This window comes from Dyadobacter sp. 3J3, assembly GCF_009801115.1.
Lineage (GTDB): Bacteria > Bacteroidota > Bacteroidia > Cytophagales > Spirosomataceae > Dyadobacter.
This window is the reverse complement of the sequence record NZ_VTOL01000003.1, coordinates 156,212-177,064: the sequence shown is the minus strand read 5'-3', so window position 1 is coordinate 177,064 and position 20,853 is coordinate 156,212. Positions and strand designations below refer to the sequence as shown.

19 protein-coding genes are annotated in these 20,853 nt (G+C 38.9%); 9 read left to right on the top strand and 10 right to left on the bottom strand.

Annotated features, from left to right (window positions below; genetic code table 11):
- Positions 1-5: 5 nt before the first annotated feature.
- The 3 genes from FZF08_RS07705 to FZF08_RS07695 form a co-directional block, all read right to left on the bottom strand.
- The gene (locus tag FZF08_RS07705; protein WP_159468062.1) at positions 6-752 is read right to left on the bottom strand and encodes a GDSL-type esterase/lipase family protein; all 747 of its coding nucleotides are present in this window, start codon (positions 750-752) and stop codon (positions 6-8) included.
- Positions 753-853: 101 nt separating this feature from the next.
- Complete coding sequence (locus FZF08_RS07700; protein ID WP_159468061.1) at positions 854-3,148, bottom strand: DUF2357 domain-containing protein; 2,295 nt, start codon at positions 3,146-3,148, stop codon at positions 854-856.
- Positions 3,148-4,737, bottom strand: a complete 1,590-nt coding sequence (locus tag FZF08_RS07695; RefSeq protein ID WP_159468060.1) for an MrcB family domain-containing protein — start codon at positions 4,735-4,737, stop codon at positions 3,148-3,150. The genes FZF08_RS07700 and FZF08_RS07695 overlap by 1 nt, the downstream gene beginning before the upstream one ends.
- Positions 4,738-4,863: 126 nt before the next feature.
- Here FZF08_RS07695 and FZF08_RS07690 point away from each other — a divergent pair, with 126 nt between their 5' ends.
- The gene (locus tag FZF08_RS07690) at positions 4,864-5,157 is read left to right on the top strand and encodes a YciI family protein (protein ID WP_159468059.1); all 294 of its coding nucleotides are present in this window, start codon (positions 4,864-4,866) and stop codon (positions 5,155-5,157) included.
- Between the two features lie 92 nt (positions 5,158-5,249).
- Here FZF08_RS07690 and FZF08_RS07685 read toward each other — a convergent pair whose 3' ends face one another.
- Positions 5,250-5,774 carry a DinB family protein gene (locus FZF08_RS07685; RefSeq protein ID WP_159468058.1) on the bottom strand — a complete coding sequence of 175 codons (525 nt, stop codon included), beginning with the start codon at positions 5,772-5,774 and terminating at the stop codon, positions 5,250-5,252.
- A gap of 297 nt (positions 5,775-6,071) precedes the next feature.
- Here FZF08_RS07685 and FZF08_RS07680 point away from each other — a divergent pair, with 297 nt between their 5' ends.
- The 6 genes from FZF08_RS07680 (at position 6,072) to FZF08_RS07655 (ending at position 9,044) form a co-directional block, all read left to right on the top strand.
- Positions 6,072-6,488, top strand: a complete 417-nt coding sequence (locus FZF08_RS07680; protein WP_159468057.1) for a VOC family protein — start codon at positions 6,072-6,074, stop codon at positions 6,486-6,488.
- A 106-nt stretch (positions 6,489-6,594) separates the two neighbouring features.
- Positions 6,595-7,125, top strand: coding sequence for an SRPBCC family protein (locus FZF08_RS07675; protein ID WP_159468056.1), 531 nt, complete (start codon positions 6,595-6,597; stop codon positions 7,123-7,125).
- 66 nt (positions 7,126-7,191) lie between these two features.
- Positions 7,192-7,596, top strand: a complete 405-nt coding sequence (locus FZF08_RS07670) for a VOC family protein (protein ID WP_159468055.1) — start codon at positions 7,192-7,194, stop codon at positions 7,594-7,596.
- An 87-nt stretch (positions 7,597-7,683) separates the two neighbouring features.
- Complete coding sequence (locus tag FZF08_RS07665; RefSeq protein WP_159468054.1) at positions 7,684-8,061, top strand: DoxX family membrane protein; 378 nt, start codon at positions 7,684-7,686, stop codon at positions 8,059-8,061.
- A 116-nt stretch (positions 8,062-8,177) separates the two neighbouring features.
- On the top strand, positions 8,178-8,771 hold the full coding sequence (locus FZF08_RS07660; RefSeq protein WP_159468053.1) for a 2'-5' RNA ligase family protein: 594 nt from the start codon (positions 8,178-8,180) through the stop codon (positions 8,769-8,771).
- A gap of 18 nt (positions 8,772-8,789) precedes the next feature.
- Positions 8,790-9,044 (top strand): hypothetical protein, encoded by a 255-nt coding sequence (locus FZF08_RS07655; protein ID WP_159468052.1) that lies wholly within the window; start codon positions 8,790-8,792, stop codon positions 9,042-9,044.
- Between the two features lie 9 nt (positions 9,045-9,053).
- On the opposite strand, the gene FZF08_RS07650 is transcribed toward FZF08_RS07655, so the two are convergent.
- Positions 9,054-10,037 carry a GlxA family transcriptional regulator gene (locus FZF08_RS07650; protein ID WP_159468051.1) on the bottom strand — a complete coding sequence of 328 codons (984 nt, stop codon included), beginning with the start codon at positions 10,035-10,037 and terminating at the stop codon, positions 9,054-9,056.
- A gap of 212 nt (positions 10,038-10,249) precedes the next feature.
- Here FZF08_RS07650 and FZF08_RS07645 point away from each other — a divergent pair, with 212 nt between their 5' ends.
- A complete protein-coding gene (locus FZF08_RS07645) occupies positions 10,250-10,708 on the top strand; it encodes an SRPBCC domain-containing protein (protein WP_159468050.1) in 459 nt (152 codons plus the stop codon).
- Positions 10,709-10,794: 86 nt separating this feature from the next.
- On the opposite strand, the gene FZF08_RS07640 is transcribed toward FZF08_RS07645, so the two are convergent.
- From FZF08_RS07640 to FZF08_RS07620, 5 genes are all read right to left on the bottom strand, one after another.
- Entirely contained in the window at positions 10,795-12,144 is a 1,350-nt protein-coding gene (locus FZF08_RS07640) for a sugar porter family MFS transporter (protein ID WP_159468049.1), read from the bottom strand.
- A gap of 2 nt (positions 12,145-12,146) precedes the next feature.
- Positions 12,147-13,928: a class I mannose-6-phosphate isomerase gene (locus FZF08_RS07635; RefSeq protein ID WP_229216452.1), complete on the bottom strand. Its 1,782-nt coding sequence runs from the start codon at positions 13,926-13,928 to the stop codon at positions 12,147-12,149.
- A gap of 17 nt (positions 13,929-13,945) precedes the next feature.
- Complete coding sequence (locus FZF08_RS07630) at positions 13,946-14,884, bottom strand: ROK family protein (RefSeq protein ID WP_159468048.1); 939 nt, start codon at positions 14,882-14,884, stop codon at positions 13,946-13,948.
- A gap of 1 nt (position 14,885) precedes the next feature.
- Positions 14,886-16,181 (bottom strand): amylo-alpha-1,6-glucosidase, encoded by a 1,296-nt coding sequence (locus FZF08_RS07625; RefSeq protein WP_159468047.1) that lies wholly within the window; start codon positions 16,179-16,181, stop codon positions 14,886-14,888.
- A 67-nt stretch (positions 16,182-16,248) separates the two neighbouring features.
- Entirely contained in the window at positions 16,249-19,392 is a 3,144-nt protein-coding gene (locus tag FZF08_RS07620; protein WP_200837048.1) for a GH92 family glycosyl hydrolase, read from the bottom strand.
- Positions 19,393-19,934: 542 nt separating this feature from the next.
- Here FZF08_RS07620 and FZF08_RS07615 point away from each other — a divergent pair.
- The gene (locus FZF08_RS07615; protein WP_159468046.1) at positions 19,935-20,735 is read left to right on the top strand and encodes a GntR family transcriptional regulator; all 801 of its coding nucleotides are present in this window, start codon (positions 19,935-19,937) and stop codon (positions 20,733-20,735) included.
- The last annotated feature ends 118 nt before the right edge of the window (positions 20,736-20,853 follow it).

Here is a 20,853-nt window from a genome sequence, read left to right as displayed (position 1 = left end):
CTACATCAGAGCATTCTTTTTTCAATAGCCTTCGCCCAATATTTGCCCAAAACCATAACACCTTCTTCATTCGGATGCAGATAAAATGTGCCCTGCTGACCTTTTTCCGGTTTTAGCAATTTGAGATAATGTTTTTTGAAGTATTTAAAAGCCTTGGTATCACCCTTAAAAACACGTCCAGGATCCGAAGTTTTGTATTCGGAAATCATATCGTCAATTTCAGGAATATAGGTTTGCAGCCTGTCCAGACCTTCTCTCAGATATTTTGAGCTATTGTAAGTATTGGTACTGTACCATATCGGATGATGTACGATTACCTTGCTGCCGGGATATTTTTTTAGCAGCTCCGAAATAATGGTCTGCATATTTTTCTTGTAATTTTCTTTGGAAACCGGCGAACCATTCGGCCCCTGGATGGCACTGTCATTCGTCCCCAGTTTCATGGAAAAAATCAGCTGATGATCCTTTTTAAGAAATAAACTGTCAGCCGCCTCAATCACTTTTACAAAATACTTCCCGCTCCCCGGCAGCCAATCCAAAGTAGTAGACCCACTTCTTCCCAAATTAGCAAAAGTCACATCCTGAACCCCTTTCTGTTCCTTCAAAAAGTTAACCGTATGCGTCGGTGGTGGAAATCCATTCGGGCCTCCTTTGCCTATGGTAATGCTATTGCCGATGAAGACGATGGCGAGGTTTTGGACTTGGGTGGTGAGGGTGATTAGGAGGAGGAAGAGGGTGGGGGATAGGTTCATGAGAGAGAATTTATTAATAAGCTATTTACTTTGATAAGACTGTTTGAAAAATCAAGCATATCTAATATATCAAAAGGCAACAAGCAAGATTTCTAATTAAATTACTTTGCAACAACTTTCATTAATTCAGTCAAGGTAACAACAAATGGGATTCCAGAAGATCTACCACCCTTATATTTTGATAGTTTTGAAATATCCCATTTTTGATTCTTAAAAATTAAATCTATTTCGTCATCAAATTGATAAACTAAATATAGATCTCCACTTGGATTAGGATATCTTTTTCGTTCTAAATCCTGCTTCGAAAATATCTTTGGTCCGCCATTTTTCAAATTATAAATCAATCTCGTTACTATTTTGCCAGGGCCGTGCAAAACTAAAAAACGAGCATTAATTTCTTGAATGCCAAGAGAGAGGGAGCCACTATCTGTTCCGGTCCGGAAATTGTACAGCTTGTTTTTAAGTATCCAATTTAGGTGCTCTTCATTTTTATAAAAGCCAATTAAAACAGATGTGTCGTCAGGAATTAGACTTCTATTTTTTCCAAACGTTTCTGGTAAGGGCTCTCTTAGTTCATCTTTATTATTAGAATTGTAAACATCAAAATTCTTAAATGCTATTTTTTCTCTTTGTGACGCTCTGTTAAGAAAATGTTGAACGACGTCATTTAAAAAAACTTTCAATTCTCCAATTCCATTATTCAATTTTGAAGGTTTAATTGCAAATGCACCTAGTCCAGGAATGACTTCATGAAAACCTTGTCTTTGATAAGATTTTTCTGAATTACCTGGATAGAGTATATAAGCACCAGCTGTTCTTCGGATAGCATCTTTGTAAGAGTGCATTTTTAGCAGATCAATTCGCTTAAAATTGCCTTTATCGTTTTCCTTCTCCTCAGTGTTAAGGGTCTCTTCTAAATCTTCGTCTTGGATTTCATTATCAAAAATTGTTGATATGCCTTCAACTTTGTATTTAGCATCGAAATGGATATGGATGATTAATTCTTCGATTTCTGCTTGCTGTTGATCTATACCAAATGGCCAAATTGAAAGGGTGAAATCTGGTCTCATACCTTTTGTCCAACTTCCAGCATTGGGATAATTCTTTTTCCCTGAAAAAGGACGATTAAAGCTAAATTCTACATTTAATTTGCGAGAAGAATTTTCATGAATTCCGTTAATTGCAATATGTTTTCCTTGTTTTAATTGTAAGCCTAATCCGTCTTTTGTAGGTTTTATTAATTGCTCAATACTTTTTGGTTCAATTTGAAATGTATCTTTTATGAGATCAAGAAGTTGGAAGAATAACCAATATTCATATAGAACTGCAACGTCTCTTTTTCCAGCTTCATATACTTCATCTCCTCCTTGCCATATAAGTTTTGCTGCTAAGTCGAACATTAACCAAGCTTTTAACACCTCCTTGTATCCTTCCTTTCGTTGTAAGGTCGGACTATTAAGTGGAATAATTGTAGGACTTCCAATTTTCTTGAAAAGAGAATTATTAAGAAGGTTATCTAAGTAATTTTCTAATTGAGAAGCTTCCTCGTTAAGTCGGGTTCCTATTTTTGACTTCTCTCGAAAATCTCCAATAAAGGCGGCAAAAGTAATGAGTGCATGTTTTATAAATCGGTTCTCTGGAGTATCTGTCGATTCTTGTATTGCTATGACATTTATTTTTGAAGGTAAGGAACTGAAATTTCTTCTTAATGAATGGTTATCTGGAAGAATAATTCGATTTCCCGATCCAGTCATTTGTCTTATTTCCTTATTTCCAACTTTTCGAAGGCGCGTTACATCAGTCACCTTTTCAGTATCCTCCCATCTAGTTACAGGAATGGCTATGATTTTATGAATCGAATCATTGAATTCCTCGGAGGTAAGGACAGATTTTATAAAAGAGAATCGTTGATATAAAGTCTTTGAATCGCTTTCAAAATTGGGTGTAAAATTTTGCGCAGTTGGTGAATTCTGTTGTAATAAAAGATCAATACATTTTTCAGTAATCTCTTCAAGCATTAAGCGATAGTCGCTCCTATAACTAATTTTCTTTGATCGAATTTCAATTTTTACTTCTGCACATTTTTTATCTCTAGGATCTAGGATATCAATTGTCAAAGTGCCAACATAGATATTAGGAACAATACGCCCTGATGACGAATTTATTCTCGAAGGATTAATAATCTCCGAGGCTTTTAAGCGATAATTACCAGAAATAAAGTACTCATAGAAATGTCCTTCTATTAATTGAAAAGATGCCTCACCATTAATTATTGCTTCTGCATTATCTATTTTAAATATGGTTTTAACTGAACTATTTTCTCCAAATATTTTCAGTTTAATAGGTTCCTTGTTTACGATAAAGTCGATTTGTACTTCATTGTTGTCCTTGATCATCACGCTTCTGCATAACTAGTAAAACCATTTTCCATAAGACTTTTATACATCCTGGAGATCTTTTCAAAAGTTAGTGGATAATGTGAAATAGCAGAATAATCAAAATTGTCTTGACTTATGTATTCATCTACTTTATCCATTTCCATTAGGCAAATTTTCCCTAACGCCTTCAATACTGGCTCCAATTTTCGCCTCGAACCATGAACTTTTGGCAATAGCTTTTGAACAACTGCACAATCAATAATTTCATTTGTAGTCCACTCTGGCTCAATTTTATTTATTATGGTTGCTAAACGAAGTATTTCTGAGGCGCTTCGATATCCAAATTCTGCTCCAACCAATTTAAGCTCTTTGAAAAATTTTAGAAGTGCTTCATTAACAAGATCTTTATTTGAAATTAATAAACTCTTGTCTCTTGCTATGGATAAGAAGCTTTCTGCCATATTTGAACCGACAGAAGAAATGATTTCTAAATCTAAGTTGCTACCAACATTTAAAAAAAATTCCATTTCTTCCAAATTTACTCGAAACTCAATTACACTGGCTCTGTCAAGTACTTTTGGACTAAACATATAAGTAGTTTCATCAATATTTACAGTCCCGATGATAAATAAGTTTTTTGGCAATCTGATTTTTGATGGTACTCTTTCTGTCTTGTTGGAGTGCTCAGGACGTAGTAAAATGCTTTCATCCGATTCCATGACGCTTAAAAAATCAGCAAAGTATCTTTCTACATGACTTAAATTCATTTCGTCTAATATGAGGAAATAAGGTTTATTTGGATCATCGATTGCACTAATAATCAAATCCAGAACTCCATTATCAGGCAGAACATAGGTATTGCTTTCTAATGCATTTGGGTAACCTAATAAAGAATCTCTGTTAGTCCAATCCGAACCGACAGCTACAATACAAATTTGATCCTCACTTTCACAAATCCATTTTGAAAATGCTTGTGCTAATTTAGTTTTACCTGAACCAGAAAGGCCAGTAAGAATTACAAATGGCTTTGTTAAAAGTGAAGCAATAAAACGTAAGACGAAGCGAGGTTCTATTGTCAAATTAGCACTTTGTATACTTTCGTGAAATGACTTGTAATCAAAGTTAAAATTTAATTTATCGTTCTTAGGTGTGATATCATTAATCAAAGCACTTTTATAAATGTTAACAATGTTTTCTAAATCTTCGTCAATGATATTCTCGCTTAAATTTTCCGAGTGGGGATATATTTTGTAGACGAACGAATCTCCATATCTATCAGGTTTACCTAAATTATTTTCCTTGAAGTAAGAAGATATAGTTTTTGGATTTGAAAGTTCCCAATTGATAGATGGAATATGAGTTTCGCTAATTCCATAGGCAAGAATTAGTAAATCTTGCTTCTTATAATACAAATAAACTGGATAAATTCCATTGCTTGTTGTTTGTCCATCTTGCAAGAAAGATATCCAAGAAACCCTTGCAAGCCCTCCTTGTCCGAAACTAACTTTTACATTGAGATTTGCATAACTAGTCTCGAAGTGTTTATACTTTAAGTTATCAGTCTTGGATTGTTCTAGAAATTTGATTAGTTCGTTGAAGTATCCCATTTGGTTGTGAGGGTATTGTTGTTAAATAGTAAAGTTGAGTGTATAAATAATGCTAATCTGGCACAATTTTACCATAATAAAAAACATATCGAATTGCGAACCATATCTCCTAGCTATCCCAAAAAAATGTTCATCATCTCCCTAACCTACACCGTCCCTCTTGAAGAACTCGACCAGCACATGGTTGCTCATGTCAAATACCTCAAAAAGTATTATAAGAAAAATATATTCGTGGCGTCTGGTAGAAAAGTACCTCGTTCGGGTGGGATTATTTTGGCTTTGGCGGAATCGGAGGAGGAGGTGAGGGAAATAATCAGTGAGGATCCGTTTTATAAATTGGAACTGGCTGAGTTTGATATTACACACTTTTTGACATCACAATTCCACCCGGATCTTACGGATTTGCTGAAAGGGAAATAGAGTGTAAGTGGCTGGAAATAATTATTTCAGATAAAAGAACCGTTTATTAGTCAACGGAACTTTCATCTTCAATCTGAATAAATTTTTAAATATCAGGCTTTGCCCAAAGCCCATTGCAAATGTCCTAAATGGTGGTGGATATGCCAGTTGGAGATTGCCAGTGCATCTTTTTGGTTAAACCAAATTTGCCGGACCGGGTGGTAATAGCTGATCGATAGCCGTTCTTCGGATAATGTTCTGGCCAGGAAAACATAACGTTTTGTTACGCCTTCAAAAGCCAGCAAGGAATCCGAAACTGGCGCGGAAAGTGAATCCGGCGTGGCAGCCCAGGCGTTCATATCAATCAACAGCGTTTCTTTATTTTCCGGCTCAGTAAGTGCTTTTTTGAGGCGCAGGTAATGGAGATACTGTATGTCGCTCACATGATGGACAAGCTGGCGCACATTCCAGCTGTCGTCACGATACGTTTTGGCAAGTTCTTCTTCGGATAGATTTTCAACCAGCTGACGGTATTTTTCCGGCGCTGCTTCTATATTTTGAATGAAATTTTCAAGTTCTTCTTTGGAGTAATTGTCCTGTTTTAAAAAAGGGCCGATAGGAAATTTGCGGTCTGACATAAGAATCGATCAGGGGTTTTTGAAACCAAAAGTTATACAAATGCCGGAGAAATCCGGTTTTCAAAGTTAGCAAGAAAAGATTTTAACTATTAGTACTATACGTTTTGTATTTGAAAAGCGGATTTGAGAAATCAATTTGTGAACAAAAAGCATAAAGGGAGCCATCCGCTAATCAAACTTTGATTATATCCTTTATTTTGTCGTGTTCTGCCACGAAGTTAGTCGTTTATACACCCCTTTATTTTAAATTACTGCTGTTAAATTTGTTGTAATAAAACCAGAAAAATATAGATCATTATGGCACAAATTAACGCGTATCTTTCTTTCGCTGGCCAATGCCGCGAAGCAATGACATTTTATCAGGAATGTCTGGGTGGGGAACTTGAATTTATTGTGATCGAGGATTCTCCCATGGCTGAAAATTTTCCGGCAGCATTGCAAAAGAATATTTTACATGCAAGCCTGGCAAAAGGTGACATGGTATTCATGGCCACAGACATGGTTGGCCCGGATGGGATGGTGAAAGGAAATAATGTTTCGCTGACCATCACGTGCAGCAGTGAAGATGAAATGAACGAATTTTTTTCAGCACTATCTGCGAACGGAACAGTGACCCATCCGCTGGAAGATTTTTTTGCCGGACGAATGGGGTCGCTGGTTGATCAATTCGGTATGTATTGGTCGGTATTTTTTGACAAAAATAGCGGAAAATAATCTTTGGCGGAATCCACCCCCAAGTTTGCCGGATTTGCCCCCTTTTTTATCAAAACGGTGACATTACATTTGTGGCATAACTCATTAATACCTAAACATAAGGAAGATGAACGTTCTCAAAATTATTCTGATTGTTATCGTGGCTTTTGTTTCGCTTGTTTTAATTGCCGCGCTTTTTATTAAAAATGAATATACAGTGGCTCGTGAAGTGACGGTAAATAAGCCAAGTCAGCAGGTTTTCGATTATATCAAATATTTGAAAAACCAGGACCAGTTTAACAAATGGACCATGACGGACCCAAATATGAAAAGGGATTACAAGGGCACGGACGGAACCGTTGGGTTTGTATATGCCTGGAATGGAAACGATAAGGCCGGCCAGGGAGAACAGGAAATCAGGCAGATTAAAGAAGGTAGCGAATTCGATACCGAAATCCGTTTTGAAAGACCCATGAAAAGTGTGGCGCATATAAAAATGACAACAGAACCTGTCTCGGGAAACCAGACGAAAGTAACCTGGACTATGGCGGGTGCAAGCAAATATCCGTTAAATATCATGACACTTTTTATGAGCGGTATGCTGGGTAAGGACATGGACGAAAGTCTTGCCGGTTTAAAAAGGATTATGGAGAAATAATATATCGTCAATAACACGCCTGATGAAATTGAATTTATTAAGCATTTATTAAACAAACTTAAAATCATGACAAATCGCATTTTCGTCAACATGCCTGTTAAAGACCCGGCCAAATCCGAGGCGTTTTTCTCAAAACTGGGGTACTCTTTTAATGCACAGTTTTCCAGTGAAAACGCTGCTACGATGATCATCGCCGACAATATTTCCGTGATGTTTATAAAAGATTCTTTTTTCAAAGAATTAAGCCAAATGGAAATCCCTGACCTAAAAAAGTATTGCCATGCCGGCGTCGTATTGTCGGCAGAAAGCAGAGAGGAAGTGGATAAGGTCGTGAATCTGGCGGTGGAAGCCGGTGGCATTGCGCGGGATGATATTCAGGATCAGGGATTTATGTATGGACACAGTTTTGCTGATCTGGACGGACATTTATGGGAAGTATCATGGATGGATCCGGCTGCTTTTCAGAATTAAGACTGAAAATTTTTTATATTAGAGTGACAAAAAGCGTTTGAATGACGCTTACAAGACGAATCCCTATCTAAACTTTTCAACGAAAACATGAAAATTGCGGTCATTATTGTACGTGTACTAATGGGTCTTATGTTCCTTTTTGCATCCATTGCCTATTTTTTCAAACTGATTCCACCACAGGAACTAAGTGGTCCCATGAAACTTTTTAACGAAGGTCTGGTCGCATCAGGTTATTTTATGCAATTCCTGAAAGCGGTGGAACTGATCGCAGGGTTACTTCTGGTTGCCGGATTATTTCTCCCGCTGACTGCCATTATCATCTTTCCAATTACGATAAATATATTTATGGTGCATGTATTTTTGGCTCCTCAGGGTATACCGATCGCCATTTTTATGTTAGCAGGAAATTTATTTTTAGCCTGGTATTATCGCAAAAGTTACGCGACGTTGTTTATCATGAAGTAATTTGATAATCTTCGTATAAAGAGGATAGTTTAGTGTTTTTTATAAAAATTGGTACCTTGCCGAAAGATTATAAAAGATACTAAACTATCCCTGATCCAGGATTTGAAACTGAAAAAATGGAAAACGATAACACACAAATCGACTTATTTGAAATGCCCGTTATTGAAAAACCTGTAACGTACGAATACGAAGTCTTTCTTTCCATATCAAAAAATATAGAAGAGGATGCGGTGATGTTAAAAAGTAAAACGGAAGTTATTGTAGGGCCTGACAAGCAGAAATATTTCCGTCCGCATGTTTCTTTTCTTTCTTTTAAACAAAAAGCGGGAAAAGATTTGGTGATGAGCGCATTGCAAAATGCTTTGTTGAATTTCGGTCCTGTTGATGTGGAAATCAGCGGATTTGAAATTTTCAGCAAAGGGCCAAGAGGGCAAGCCATTATCCTGAATGTGGTAGAATCAGAAGCCTTAAAGAATTTGTACGCATTAATTCAATCTACTTTTCGCTGCGGGAAAATGAAAGGTTTGCATCTGACGATTATGCGGACTGTTTATTTATATGATCAGCAAACCGTTCTCGCTCAGTTGAATGCATGGAATTATTCGGGAACTTTCCAGTGTGTTCAACTTACATTACTCAGGAGACCGAAAGACAGCAAAGAGAAATACGAGGAAGTTGGGATACTGAATTTGGGAAATCAGGCTAAATAAAAGTTAAAAATCACCGGTATGATAGAAGTTTTCAAAACCAACGTTACTGATCCCGAAGTAGCCAATATGTTGCTGGATCAGATTCATTTAACTTTTATTGATTATCAGGCCAATTTTGATCTGGACGATTGTGACAAAATTTTACGTGTACGTTTTGACTCCGGCGTTGTACAATCTTCCCTGATCATCAGTATTCTTAAATATTTCCAATATGAGTCAGAAGTTTTGCAGGAAAATAGTTATGCATCGCCAGAAGAAATTCTATTAGCTTAATAAAACGGTTTACAGCCTTACCATATCCTTGTTGTACCTGTTTTTATAACCAACGGGTGAAAGTCCGGTTATTTTTTTGAAAGTTGTCCTGAACGCTTTGGTATCAGAATAACCGACATCGTTCATCACTTCGCTGATATTTTTCCGGCTTCCTTCAAAACTCTTTTTGGCTGCTTCAATTTTTACACGCTGAATATATTCCGAAACGGTATTGCAGGTGGCTTTTTTGAACCGGCGTTCCAGACTTCTGCGGCCAATGGCAAACATGGATGAAAGTTGATCTACCGTGATTTTGTCCTGAAAATTAAGCTCAATAAATTCCTGCGCTTTTTTGATTGATTCGTCCTGATGTTCGCTCTGGCCGTTGAACATAATAAACGGCGACTGGCTTTTGCGGTCCATTTCGATCTCAAAATATTTCGAAGCGAGAATAGCCATATTTCTATCTGTGTATTTTTCCAATAAATACAAAAGCAGGTTCCAGTAAGAATTTGCGCCACCGCTGGAATAAATACCGTTTTCATCGGTGATGATTTTGTCGGCCACCAGATCAACATCCGGGAACATTCTTCTGAAATCGTTTTCAGCTACCCAATGTGTTGCACATTTTTTTCCTTTCAACAAGCCGGTAGAAGCCAGTAAAAATGCGCCGACACAAAGACTGGCTATTTCTGAGCTTTCTTCATGTTGCTGTACAATCCAGGGGAAAAAATCTTTGTTAGCTTCAATCACGGCTTCTTTGTCCCCGTTCACAGCCGGAATAATGATCAGATCCGTTTTTGTAATTTCATCAATAGTAGCATCCGGATATACCCGAAATAATTTGTCATAAATTTCCGGTTCTTTGGAAAGTCCCACAAGTTTTACATCAAACAAGGCAGGTTTTCCTTTGCTTTCCAGAAATTCATTGATTTTGGTAAACATGTTGAACGGGCCCTCAATACAGCTCAACGCCACGGCACCTTTGGGAACGAGAATAGCTATGTGTTTCATATTTCAAAAATAGAACGAAAATCTGTCGCAATCAACCCTTAACATAGTCTTAATCACACCACATGGGTTTGTAAATGGGATGCTAAATTTGCATTATAAATAGTTGGCAAACGATAAACTTTGGCTTTCCACGTTTAATTAAAATCTGGACTAACGATTTTGGAAAGCTGATGAATTTACTAAATCAATTTCACTTATTAAATTCTAAACGTATGGAAACCACAAAATCAGTAATCAAAAAATCAATTTTGATAAAAGCGTCCAAGGAAAAAGCCTGGGATGTATTGTTTACAGATCCCTACATCAGGATTTGGTATAATGAATTCAGTGCAGGTTGCTATGCTGTAACTGATTGGAAATTAGGCAGTAAAGCGGTTTTTAAAGATGATAACGATAATGGATTGGTTGGAGAAATAGTTGCAAATCAGCCCAATCAATTACTTTCTATTGAATATGTGGGAGTACTGGAAGGCGGGATAGAGGATTATGAAAGTGAAATGGCAAATCTAATGAAAGGTGGCCGTGAAACGTATAAAATATCGGAAACCGATGGGGGGACGTATCTCGAAATTGAGCTCGATATAGCTCAGGAATATTTTGAAATGATGTCTTCGATGTGGGATAAAGCTTTGGAGAAGATTAAAGAATTGGCCGAAAATCAGGTACTTTGATCCCTTATGCCCTTTGTGAAAAATCTTGGTGTACTTTATGTTTAATTTAAGCAGAAAGTACACCAAGAAAAAACCACACAGAGATTTTAAAGCCAGAGTTTTTCCATTTCTTCCAGCGTTTTCTCTTTTGTTTCAGGAATAAATTTCCAGACAAAAAGAAAAGCACCAAGTGACATCAGCATGAAAATCCAGAAGGTATAAGCGTTTCCGATTGATTGAAGCAGAATTGGAAAACATTGGGAAACAATAAATACGAAAATCCATAAAGCAAAAACGCAGATCGACATCGCTTGACCGCGCGTACGGTTTGGGAATATTTCGGCGATAACGACAAAAGTTAAGGGTCCGAGTGAAAGGGCAAAAAAGGCGATATAGGCCAGAATTGAAATTAGTACCAGATATCCTTTTGCCAGATCAAGATAAAATGCGCCTCCGATAAGAGCCAGGCAAATTGTCATTCCGGCAGATCCGGCTAATAGCAAACCTTTTCTGCCGACTTTGTCAACATATTTTATGGCAACAATCGTAAAAAGGAAATTAACCACACCGACTAAAATGGTTTGAAGCAAAGCAGAATCCGATCCGTCGCCGGTAGATTTGAAAATCTCCGGCGCATAATACATGATGGCGTTAATGCCGGTAATTTGAGAAAACATAGCCAGAATAATACCGATAACGAGTGCTTTCCGAATTCCTGGTTTGAAAATTTCGGAAAAGGAAACCGATTCTGTATTCAAATTCTGATTGATTTCTACCAATTCCAAACCCGCTTTTTCCGGTCCGTTTATTTTTGTCAGGATAAAAAGCGCTTCTTCATTTCTGCCTTGTTTGGCAAGCCAGCGAGGACTTTCTGGTACAAAAAATAGTAAAACAAGAAATATCACAGAAGGGAAAATACCTGAACCAAACATCCACCGCCAACCGGTTTCAACATTCCAGCTTTGATCGTACATCCCGGCGATTTCGGCGTTTACAAAATAGATCAGCAAAATTCCGGTTACGATCCCAAGCTGGTTTATGGACACAAGTCTGCCGCGTTTTTCTGCCGGAGCAATTTCAGTAATGTACATAGGAGCCAGCATGGAAGCGATTCCAATGCCTAAGCCGCCGATAATCCTAAAAAAAACAAACCAGTTTAGATCAGAAGGAACTGCAATTCCGAGGGAAGATATGCCAAATAAAATAGCGGAAAGGATGAGTATTTTTTTTCTTCCCAGCCAGTCGCTGAACGTACCGGCGAACAAAGCACCAAAGACACAGCCGATCAAAGCGCATGATGCAACCCAGCCAACCATGGACGGTGACAAGTCGAATTTGACTTGTAAAAATCCAATCGCACCGGCAATCACGGCCGTATCATAGCCAAACAACAAACCGCCCACGGCTGCTACCAGGGTAATTTTATATAGAAAAAATACGCTCCCCTGATTTCCCATGACTAATTGATTTTATAATCTTCTTTGAGATTGTTTGTCCTGATGCTTGCCTTGATCGTCGCACATTCGTGTCCGGCACTTTCGCCGTGCGGTGTGATAGTATAGGCTCCTACGCTGGCAGGGACGATAAATGTTTCGGCATAATGAATTATAAAAGGCTCAAACGCATCCGTTGGGCTTTCCACAATCGCTTCCTGGCCAGAAATCAGGTTGAGCACATTTACAATGCCGTCTGTATTATGCTCCACTTTTTTCGTGAACCAATGCCTTCTCGTTTCAATAAAAGATTCGGAATCAAGCCCCGTTCTTTCTTCACGCCAGCCATCGCCGGAAGCTATATTTTCAATCTGGTTGACAAGATTTTTTTTAGCCCATGCCGTTGTTCTTTCCCACTGAATATTATTTTTTCCATGTTCGAGCGAAATCGGTCGAGGTTCCCCATTCAGTCCCATGCGCCCCCAATCCCACAATTTGAAAGTAAAAATAAAAGGGGTAGCACTGATTTCAAGTACAACGGTATCCGCGCCAGAACAGTGAACAGTTCCGGCCGGAATCAGAATATGGTCATGTTTTTTAACCGGCCATTTCTGTATAAATTTATCGGCATCGAAATCTTCTTTACCTTCCTGCGCAGTTTCTAATGCTGTCAGCATTAATTCAGGATTGATATTTTCCTTTAATCCCAGATATACGAAACCATCGTCCCTGGTATCCAGAAAATAGTAACTTTCGTTCTGCGTATAGCCCATACCGAACTTATCCTTTATATACTGATGCATCGGGTGAACCTGCAAACTCAGATTGCCGCCTTCCATTGTATCCAGAAAATCAAAACGTATCGGAAATTCTGCGCCAAAAGCGTCGTAAACTTCTTCGCCAAGCAAACTTTCCGGATGTGTGAAAACGAGATTGATCGAAGGTATTTCAAAATTTACACCGTTAAAATCAAAAACCAGGCTGTTTTCTTCCGGGACACAATCAAATCCCCATGCGTAGTTTTGCGCAGTCCGGTCCAGATCAATAACTTCCTTCAACCATTGTCCGCCCCATGGACCCGGATCAAAAAACGGGACAACGCGAAAGGGCTGTTTAATGGTTTTATCGAGCGCTTCACTTATCGCTTTTCCGGTTACCATCTTTGGATTGTTTTCAATAGTCGTGTCCAAAACAAAATCCCACTGATTCATCAGCGTTTTTTTGTGATTATCGCAAACTTTCCAGTCTACAAAAAAGCTTCTTTTGTATTGATATGAAAAGGGATCGTTGGCATTATCCGTACCAAGATTACTGATTTTATTTTTTCGGAAACGAAGCTGGATTTCCCACCGTGGCATGTCTGCATAAATCAAAATGTCAGCGTCAGGAGCGATCAACGATGCACCAATTCCTGCCACCAGGATTATTTCATCTTTACTATGCTGAATATCATTTTGAATTGCGGCCACTTTTTCGAGATCAAAAAAGTCGGACAGTTCCAGTGTTGTTACAAAACCAAAAACGGGATCATCCGTAACAAACGGATATACCAATGCTTCCAGTTTTTCAGAATCCAGTAATGCTTTTGAAACATCAAAAATACTGGTTTTTGTTTGTCCGATGGTTAATCCGGAAATTATTTCATCAAAATAAACACCGTGGTAAGTATCCAAAACCACGATTTTTTTTTGTGACGAAGCAGATTTTATTTTTTCCTGGATGACTTTCGATATATCTTCCCAGCCGGTTACGGCCTGGTGTCCGGCAATTTTTACCTGAGGGAATTTGTTAAAGTTTGACTTTTTCAAAACAATGATTTTAGGGGTTAAATAATTAAGCTGCCAACTCCCAGGAGTGCGGCCGTATTGATTAATGATGCTTCGGTAACTTTTACTTTTCCCCAGACAGCCCAGGCATTCTGGTTCACTTTTTCCTGGATGTAGGGGAGGATGACTTCCTTGCTGCCCATAATTCCACCGCCCATAATCAGGATTTCCGGATCATAGGCATGGATAAGATTCAGCGCGCAGGCACTCCATATTTCCAGACATTCATTGCAAACCAGCATCGCGAGCGGATCTTCATCGGCGGCAAACTGGAAAATGGTTTTAAAATCAAGTTTGGGTTGTTGGAAAAGAAGACTGTCTGAGAACTCGGGATGGCTATTTATGATTTTTTTAAGATTCCAGGTCGAAGCTTCGGCTTCGGCGCAACCGTAATTTCCGCAGTTACATTGGTCTCCTTTAATATTGACCATAAAATGGCCGCCCAGAATTCCTGCCTGAAAATGTTTTCCTCTCAGAATTTTTCCTTCCATAACTGCGGAGGTTCCTATTCCTGTTCCCAGATTCATCAGCACGACATTGTTATAACCTTTTCCTTTACCAAACTTCCATTCGCCCAGTAATGCTGACCGGGTATCGTTTTCAAGAAAAAGCGGGACGTTCCAGGTTTGTCTTGCCCATTCGGTCAAATTGATTGTTGGCGCATCATTGTATTTATCATTGATGGTCAGGATTTTTTTATCAACCGAATCGATAATTCCGGGTATGGCCATGCCAAGACCGGCGATATCGTTTGAGGAAAGTGAAGCTTTTTCAAGAAGTCCGTTTAACGACTTTTCGATTTCAGGCAACCGTTCGCGCAAACCGTTTCCGGCCTGTGAATCGATCTGAGTTGAGAAAAGTATTTCAGCACCTTTTACAAGTCCCATTTTTATCTGCGTGCCTCCAAGGTCGATGGCCAGTACCGTTTTTTCTTCCATTTTATTCCTCTTTCGAATCTTCCTTTTCAAATAAAACGATCGCGTCGTATAAAACGCCCGCCTCGCCGCGGAATGTTCCGGAGCCTTTTGGTTTGTTGTCGACCGTGTACCATTCGTAAAAACCTTTGTTGTCAATGACTCTTTTGAGCATCGGTTTCAATTGCTCGTAAGCTTCTTTTTTGAATCCGTTTTGATACAATGCACTTACCATTCGCGCTCCAAACCAGGTCCAGTCGCCACCATTTTGATAACCATATGGATACATTCCCTTATTTTTGAAACTGCCTTCCGGATAAGTGGGGTATAGGGTAAGTCCGATGGAGCCCGCGCCGGAGCGTTTAACATTATCGATCATTTTATCAAGCGAAACCTTGATCTGCGCTTTTGATAAGAGATTAGCTTCAATTGCTACGGCCGTTCCGCCATGATAATAAATTTCGTTTTCGTTCAGACTTGCAGGAAAAGGCGAGCCGTTCAGGTATATATGCGGAATGAATTTTTGATTTTTTTCATCCCAAAGATACGCCATCGTATTTTTAGCAACCGCGTCACGAATGGGCTGCCATTTGGTTTTCTTTTCAGGAATCAATTCCATCAGTTTATCCAGCGCGATCAGGAACATGGCATTATCATAAATATCAATGGCCAAATGGGTATCTTTTGTAAGATAAACGCCCCAGTCATGCTCCGGCTGCACATCGCCCCAATCGGCAGTAGTAGCTCCCCAGATCAGGCCGTGTTTTTTATCATACCGATGGTTCATCAGAAAGTCCATAGCCCAGTCAAGTCTGTATTTCACAGTTTTTGTACCGATTTTTTCATTCAAAAAAGCAGTGTCGCCACTCACTTTTACATATTTGTAAACAGCCTGAACCAGGGAAGATTCCTGATCTGTTTCTACCGTATTTTTATGTCCGGCATATTTCGGTTCCAGGTTATTTAAAATGTATTCATAGCCACCTTTTGATTCTTTTACTTTTTGAATAGGAATAAATCCGTCGACAATATTTCCATCCTCACCTTGTAATTTGAAAAATACACTCAGGTTTTCTTTCAGAACTTCGGGTTTGTGGACTTTGGCGGATAGCGTAATAAAGGTGTTATAATCCCTGATCCAGACTTCGCCATAGCCGTCTCCGGCGTTGAAACCGGTTTTGACAACGTCCATTGCTTTTGCTTTTACAATGGATAAGGTGCTGTCAGTTTGGTAAATACTTTGTTCTTTTTCGGTTTTTTCTTTTGTTCCACAGCTAAAAAGTAGGGAAGAAAGGGTAAGGGTTAGGATGGTATTTTTCATGATTCTGGGTTTTGTTTCACGCAAAGCAAATAAAGCGAGGGCAAAGGCGCTAAGTTTTGATCTAGGATTATTCTGTTGGTGGGAGTGTTTTTAATCCCCAGTGTGTGTTTGGTTTTGGGCCCATTTCCAGGATTAGCGATCCACCTTTTAACAAGTCTGCGGCGTTGAACCAGAAGTTTTCCAGCGATTTTCCGTTTAATGAGGCTTTTTGTATGTAAATGTTTTTTCTTGAAGTATTTTTGGCTTCAATTGTAAATGTTTTTCCACGGCCAAATTTTTCTCCTAAATCAATAATCGCTTTTTCAAATAATGGACTTCCGATTTCATAGATAGGATTTACGCTCGTGCCGCCGTCGGTCTGGAAAAGTCCGAGTGCATTCATAACGAACCAGGCGCTCATTTGTCCCTGATCTTCATCGCCCAGATAGGCGTTGGAAACTTCGTGGCCATAGTAACGGTCCACAATGGATCGGCTCCACTTCTGTGTTAACCATGGTTTTTTGACCCAGTTGAAAAGAAACGCGAAATGCATGGATTGCTGGTTTCCCTGGACAACCGGATAATCCCAGTACTGATCGTTCGGGCCGTTGTATCTCCATTTTACACTTTCGTTAAAGCCCCAATCCAGTCTTTTTACAAACTCGGCTTCTCCGATCGTTTGCGCTAGTCCGGTTACATCTTGTGGAACGAAAAATGTTAATTGCCAGGCATTTCCTTCTACATAATGATGATTTGCCCCCGATTTGAACGGATCAAAATCAGCCAGCCAGTTTCCTTTTGCATCTTTCATCCGGGCAAAACCGGTTTTTGGATCTATCACATTTTTCCACCAGTTTCCCCGGTCTTTAAAAATCTGGTAATCTTCCTTTTTACCTAATGCTTTTGCAAATTGGGAAACCGTATAATCGTCAAAACTATATTCCAGGGAATTGGAAAAGCGGCCTTCGTCGTAAGGTACGTATTTGTGTTTCAGGTAAGTAACCAGATCTTCGTTTCCTGCGCGTCCGCCTCCAACATTTGCTGCCGGTGTTGTCTGCATTTTGTGAACAGCTTCGTAGGCTTTGTTTACATCATATCCACGGATACCCATTTGATATGCACCAACGATCAGCGGAATTTCATGCTCTGCCACCATCACCGGAATATATTCCATGCCTGCCGGACCTTTGGCCAGCCATCCACCGCTGTCATACATGGCAAGTTGTGATTTTACCCAACGGTTCGACCATTCCGGCGTCACCAGATTCCAGAACTGGTTCAGATTCCAGAATGTGTTCCAGAACGCATCACAGCCCAGAGCAATATCATCCTTATTCTGAAATTTATTTACCTTTTCATCCGCGTCACGCCAGCTTCCGTCCACATCGCTGAACGTATTCCTGCTTGCCAGCGAGCGGTACATGTTGGTATAAAATCGCTCTTTTTCGCGCTGATCGTTGCTTGTGATTGCAACACGTCCCAGTAAATCATTCCATACTTTTTCCTGATTATTTCTGACAAGATCAAAATTCCAGTTGAAGGGATCGGAGATTTCCGTTTTTAAATTGAGTGCAGCATTTTCAATACTGACGTAAGAAATCCCTGATCTCAGCTGAACAACTTTGTTGTTTTTGGTATCAAATTCAAGATAAATTCCTGCGTTTTTCGCGCTGTCGGCTAGCAGATTTGTGTTTTGCTTTATCTCATCATTCAGCCAAACACCGTAGTTTTTTATGGGTTGATCAAATTCGATAACAAAATGAACTTTGTATTGCTGATCAACACTGCCCGACCACACATTACGTGAAAGCTGTTCGCTGTAACCTTCAATTCTGTGCTCATTTATTTTATCAATTTTGATATTTTTGATCTTGTAACCGTACTCTGTAGGAATTTGGAAATCGACCATAATTCGTCCGATATCGCTCTGATGATACGTATAACGCTGAAACGAGGCGCGGGTAGTGGATGTTAGTTCGGCAGTAATATTATTGTCGGTCAGGTTTACTTTATAAGAACCAAGCGGCGCCAACTCTGAACTTTTTTCGATCCGGGACCGGTAACCATCATCGGGATGACTTTGATCACCCATTTTTATTTGCAAAGGTCCGCTGGTCGGGAATGTTCCCAGGCCTGTCATGGTCCATTCATGAATATGACTAAATGTTCCGATTGATTCAAAAGTAGGATCGTAACCAGCCTGCCAGCCACTGTTTTGATTATCCGGACTGAGCTTCACCATACCAAATGGCATCCAGGGCCCGGGCGCAATCATCCATCGCGAATGTCCGGCACCCATCATGGTATTCACATAACCAGCCGGGGTTTTTAATTTCATCTTTGCCCGCTCAACCGTTCCTTGTTTTACAAGAATGTTATTCACGAACACCTGATATTGGCTGGATTTTTTGTCATTCACCGCAGGCATCGGAGCTTCCAATGTGTAGCGGTCCTGTTCAATAACCTGATTCAAAATAACCTGTCCATCCAGTTTCACCTGAATCTTTGGAGTACCTTTGCTATGCGACAAATCAACCAGAAGGGGCTGAAATAGTTTACCATTTTTATTTATTTCGTAATCGGCCGTTTTGATATTGCGAATAAGAATATCTCCCGGAGCTGCCAGTTTTGTATTTTCCGGTCCATCCAGTTTTATTTGGTCAAAAGCCAGCCAACCGCCTTCCAGGGAAGTCATCACAATTTCATTGGCACCTGTTTTGATCAAATCCGATGGAATATCGATTTTAATTAATTGCTCATTTGGACTTGCTGCGAAATGATCAGGATCTTTGAAGCTTGATCCTTTATTCAATTGAAATTCCCAGGATTTGCCATTCACCAGTACTTTGAAAAAAGGTGCGTTAAGAGAATCCGTATCCAGGACATCAATTGTTAACTGCCATTTTCCAGAAGTGGGTTTCTCTTTTATCTCAAAGAAAACAGTCAAAAAATGGGAACGGATTCCTGCGGTATTTCCTGTGCCTCCCCAACCATTAACCGGCCCGGGTAATATATAGGGCCAATCTTTTTTTGTATCTGAATGTCCAATCAAAAAGAAACGATCCTCATAACCAAAATCATGTTCCACAAAGCGTTTGAACTGGTCGGGAGCCAGTGCCATTCCTTTGGCAGCATTGTCATTTTCTCCTATTTTCCAGATTGTCTTTTGTTGTGCAAAAGCAGGAAGAGACAATAAAGTGATCAGCAGAAATAAGTAGTTATGTTTTTTCAATGGGATGAGATCCTTAACAGGTTAAAATGAATTCTGTTTTATACTGCAAGGCAAATTGCCTTTTTTATATCTTAAAATCAGATTTGTAATGTCGTTGCTCTTGTTCAATGTGAACATAGTTAGCAAGTATGTTGGTATGTATGGACATATTAAATACAAATGTAATAATTTCCACATTTAATTTTATTAAAATTTGAAAAACTTTTTTAATCTCGTTTTAATCCCTATTTTCATCCGCCAAAATTTGAAGCATGCAATATGGCTCCTAACTGATTGTAAAATTCGGGAGCCACTTTATTGATATTCATACTTAAAGAAATCGTAAGTCTCTATTCAGGAAATCTTTACGTTCTTGATTTATTGTATATTTCTAAGTGAAATAAGTATCTTTTGAAGATTATATGTTTGGAAATTAAACAAATTCCAAATCTTTGTAGATTAAATTTTACATAAAATCTCAAAATAGTAGTAATAAAATTTTTCTGTTAAAATAATTATTTTAAAATTTGAATGTTCATATGTATAAACATAGCAAGAGGGAAATGGAAATATTCAGTATAGACCATGACAGCGCTCTTCCCCTACATGTACAGGTAGAGGAAATTTTGAGAGGGTTGATTGGTGATCCTGAATATCAAAACGGAAAGCTTTTCCCTAACGAAGTAGATATTGCCAAGCGATTGGGAATATCCAGGAATACGGTCAGGCAGGCACTCAACAAACTGGTTTATGAGCAGCTTTTGATACGAAAAAAAGGTGTGGGCACGAAGGTTTCTAAAAGTAATATTACAACCAAATTAAACAAATGGTCGAGTTTTACACTTGAAATGCATGAAAAGGGAGTAGCCTTTAAAACGTATGACCTGAAAGTGGACTGGGTGGATGCTGATGAGTCGGTTTCAGAATTATTCGGCATCAGTAGGGATACCAAAGTTCTGAAACTTGAAAGACTGAGAGGGCTGGATATAGGGCCAATAGTAAATTTTATTTCCTATTTCCATCCAAGAGTTGGTCTTACCGGGGATGAGGATTTTTCAAAACCTTTGTATGAAATGCTTGAAAAGGATCATCATACTGTGGTGGCTATTTCAAAAGAAGAGATAAGTGCTACACTGGCGGATGAAAGTCTCGCCAATATTTTGCATATGAAAACGGGTGATCCGGTTTTATTACGCAAAAGAGTTGTTTGTGATCCGGGCGACAGGCTTATTGAGTATAACCTGGGCTATTATCGGGCAGATAGGTTTACTTATGCCATCGATATTGCACGTTTTGTAACCTTGGTAATAGGATGGACCTATACACTGGGAGAACGATTAAATTACGCTATAGACATCGTCTAAAAATAATTAACGTCTTACGTTTGAGACAAAATTTACACTGCTAAAACGGTTTAATATTAAAACCCTACTTAATATAATTATTTGTTTTTTATATGTATAAACATTTGTACATATAAAA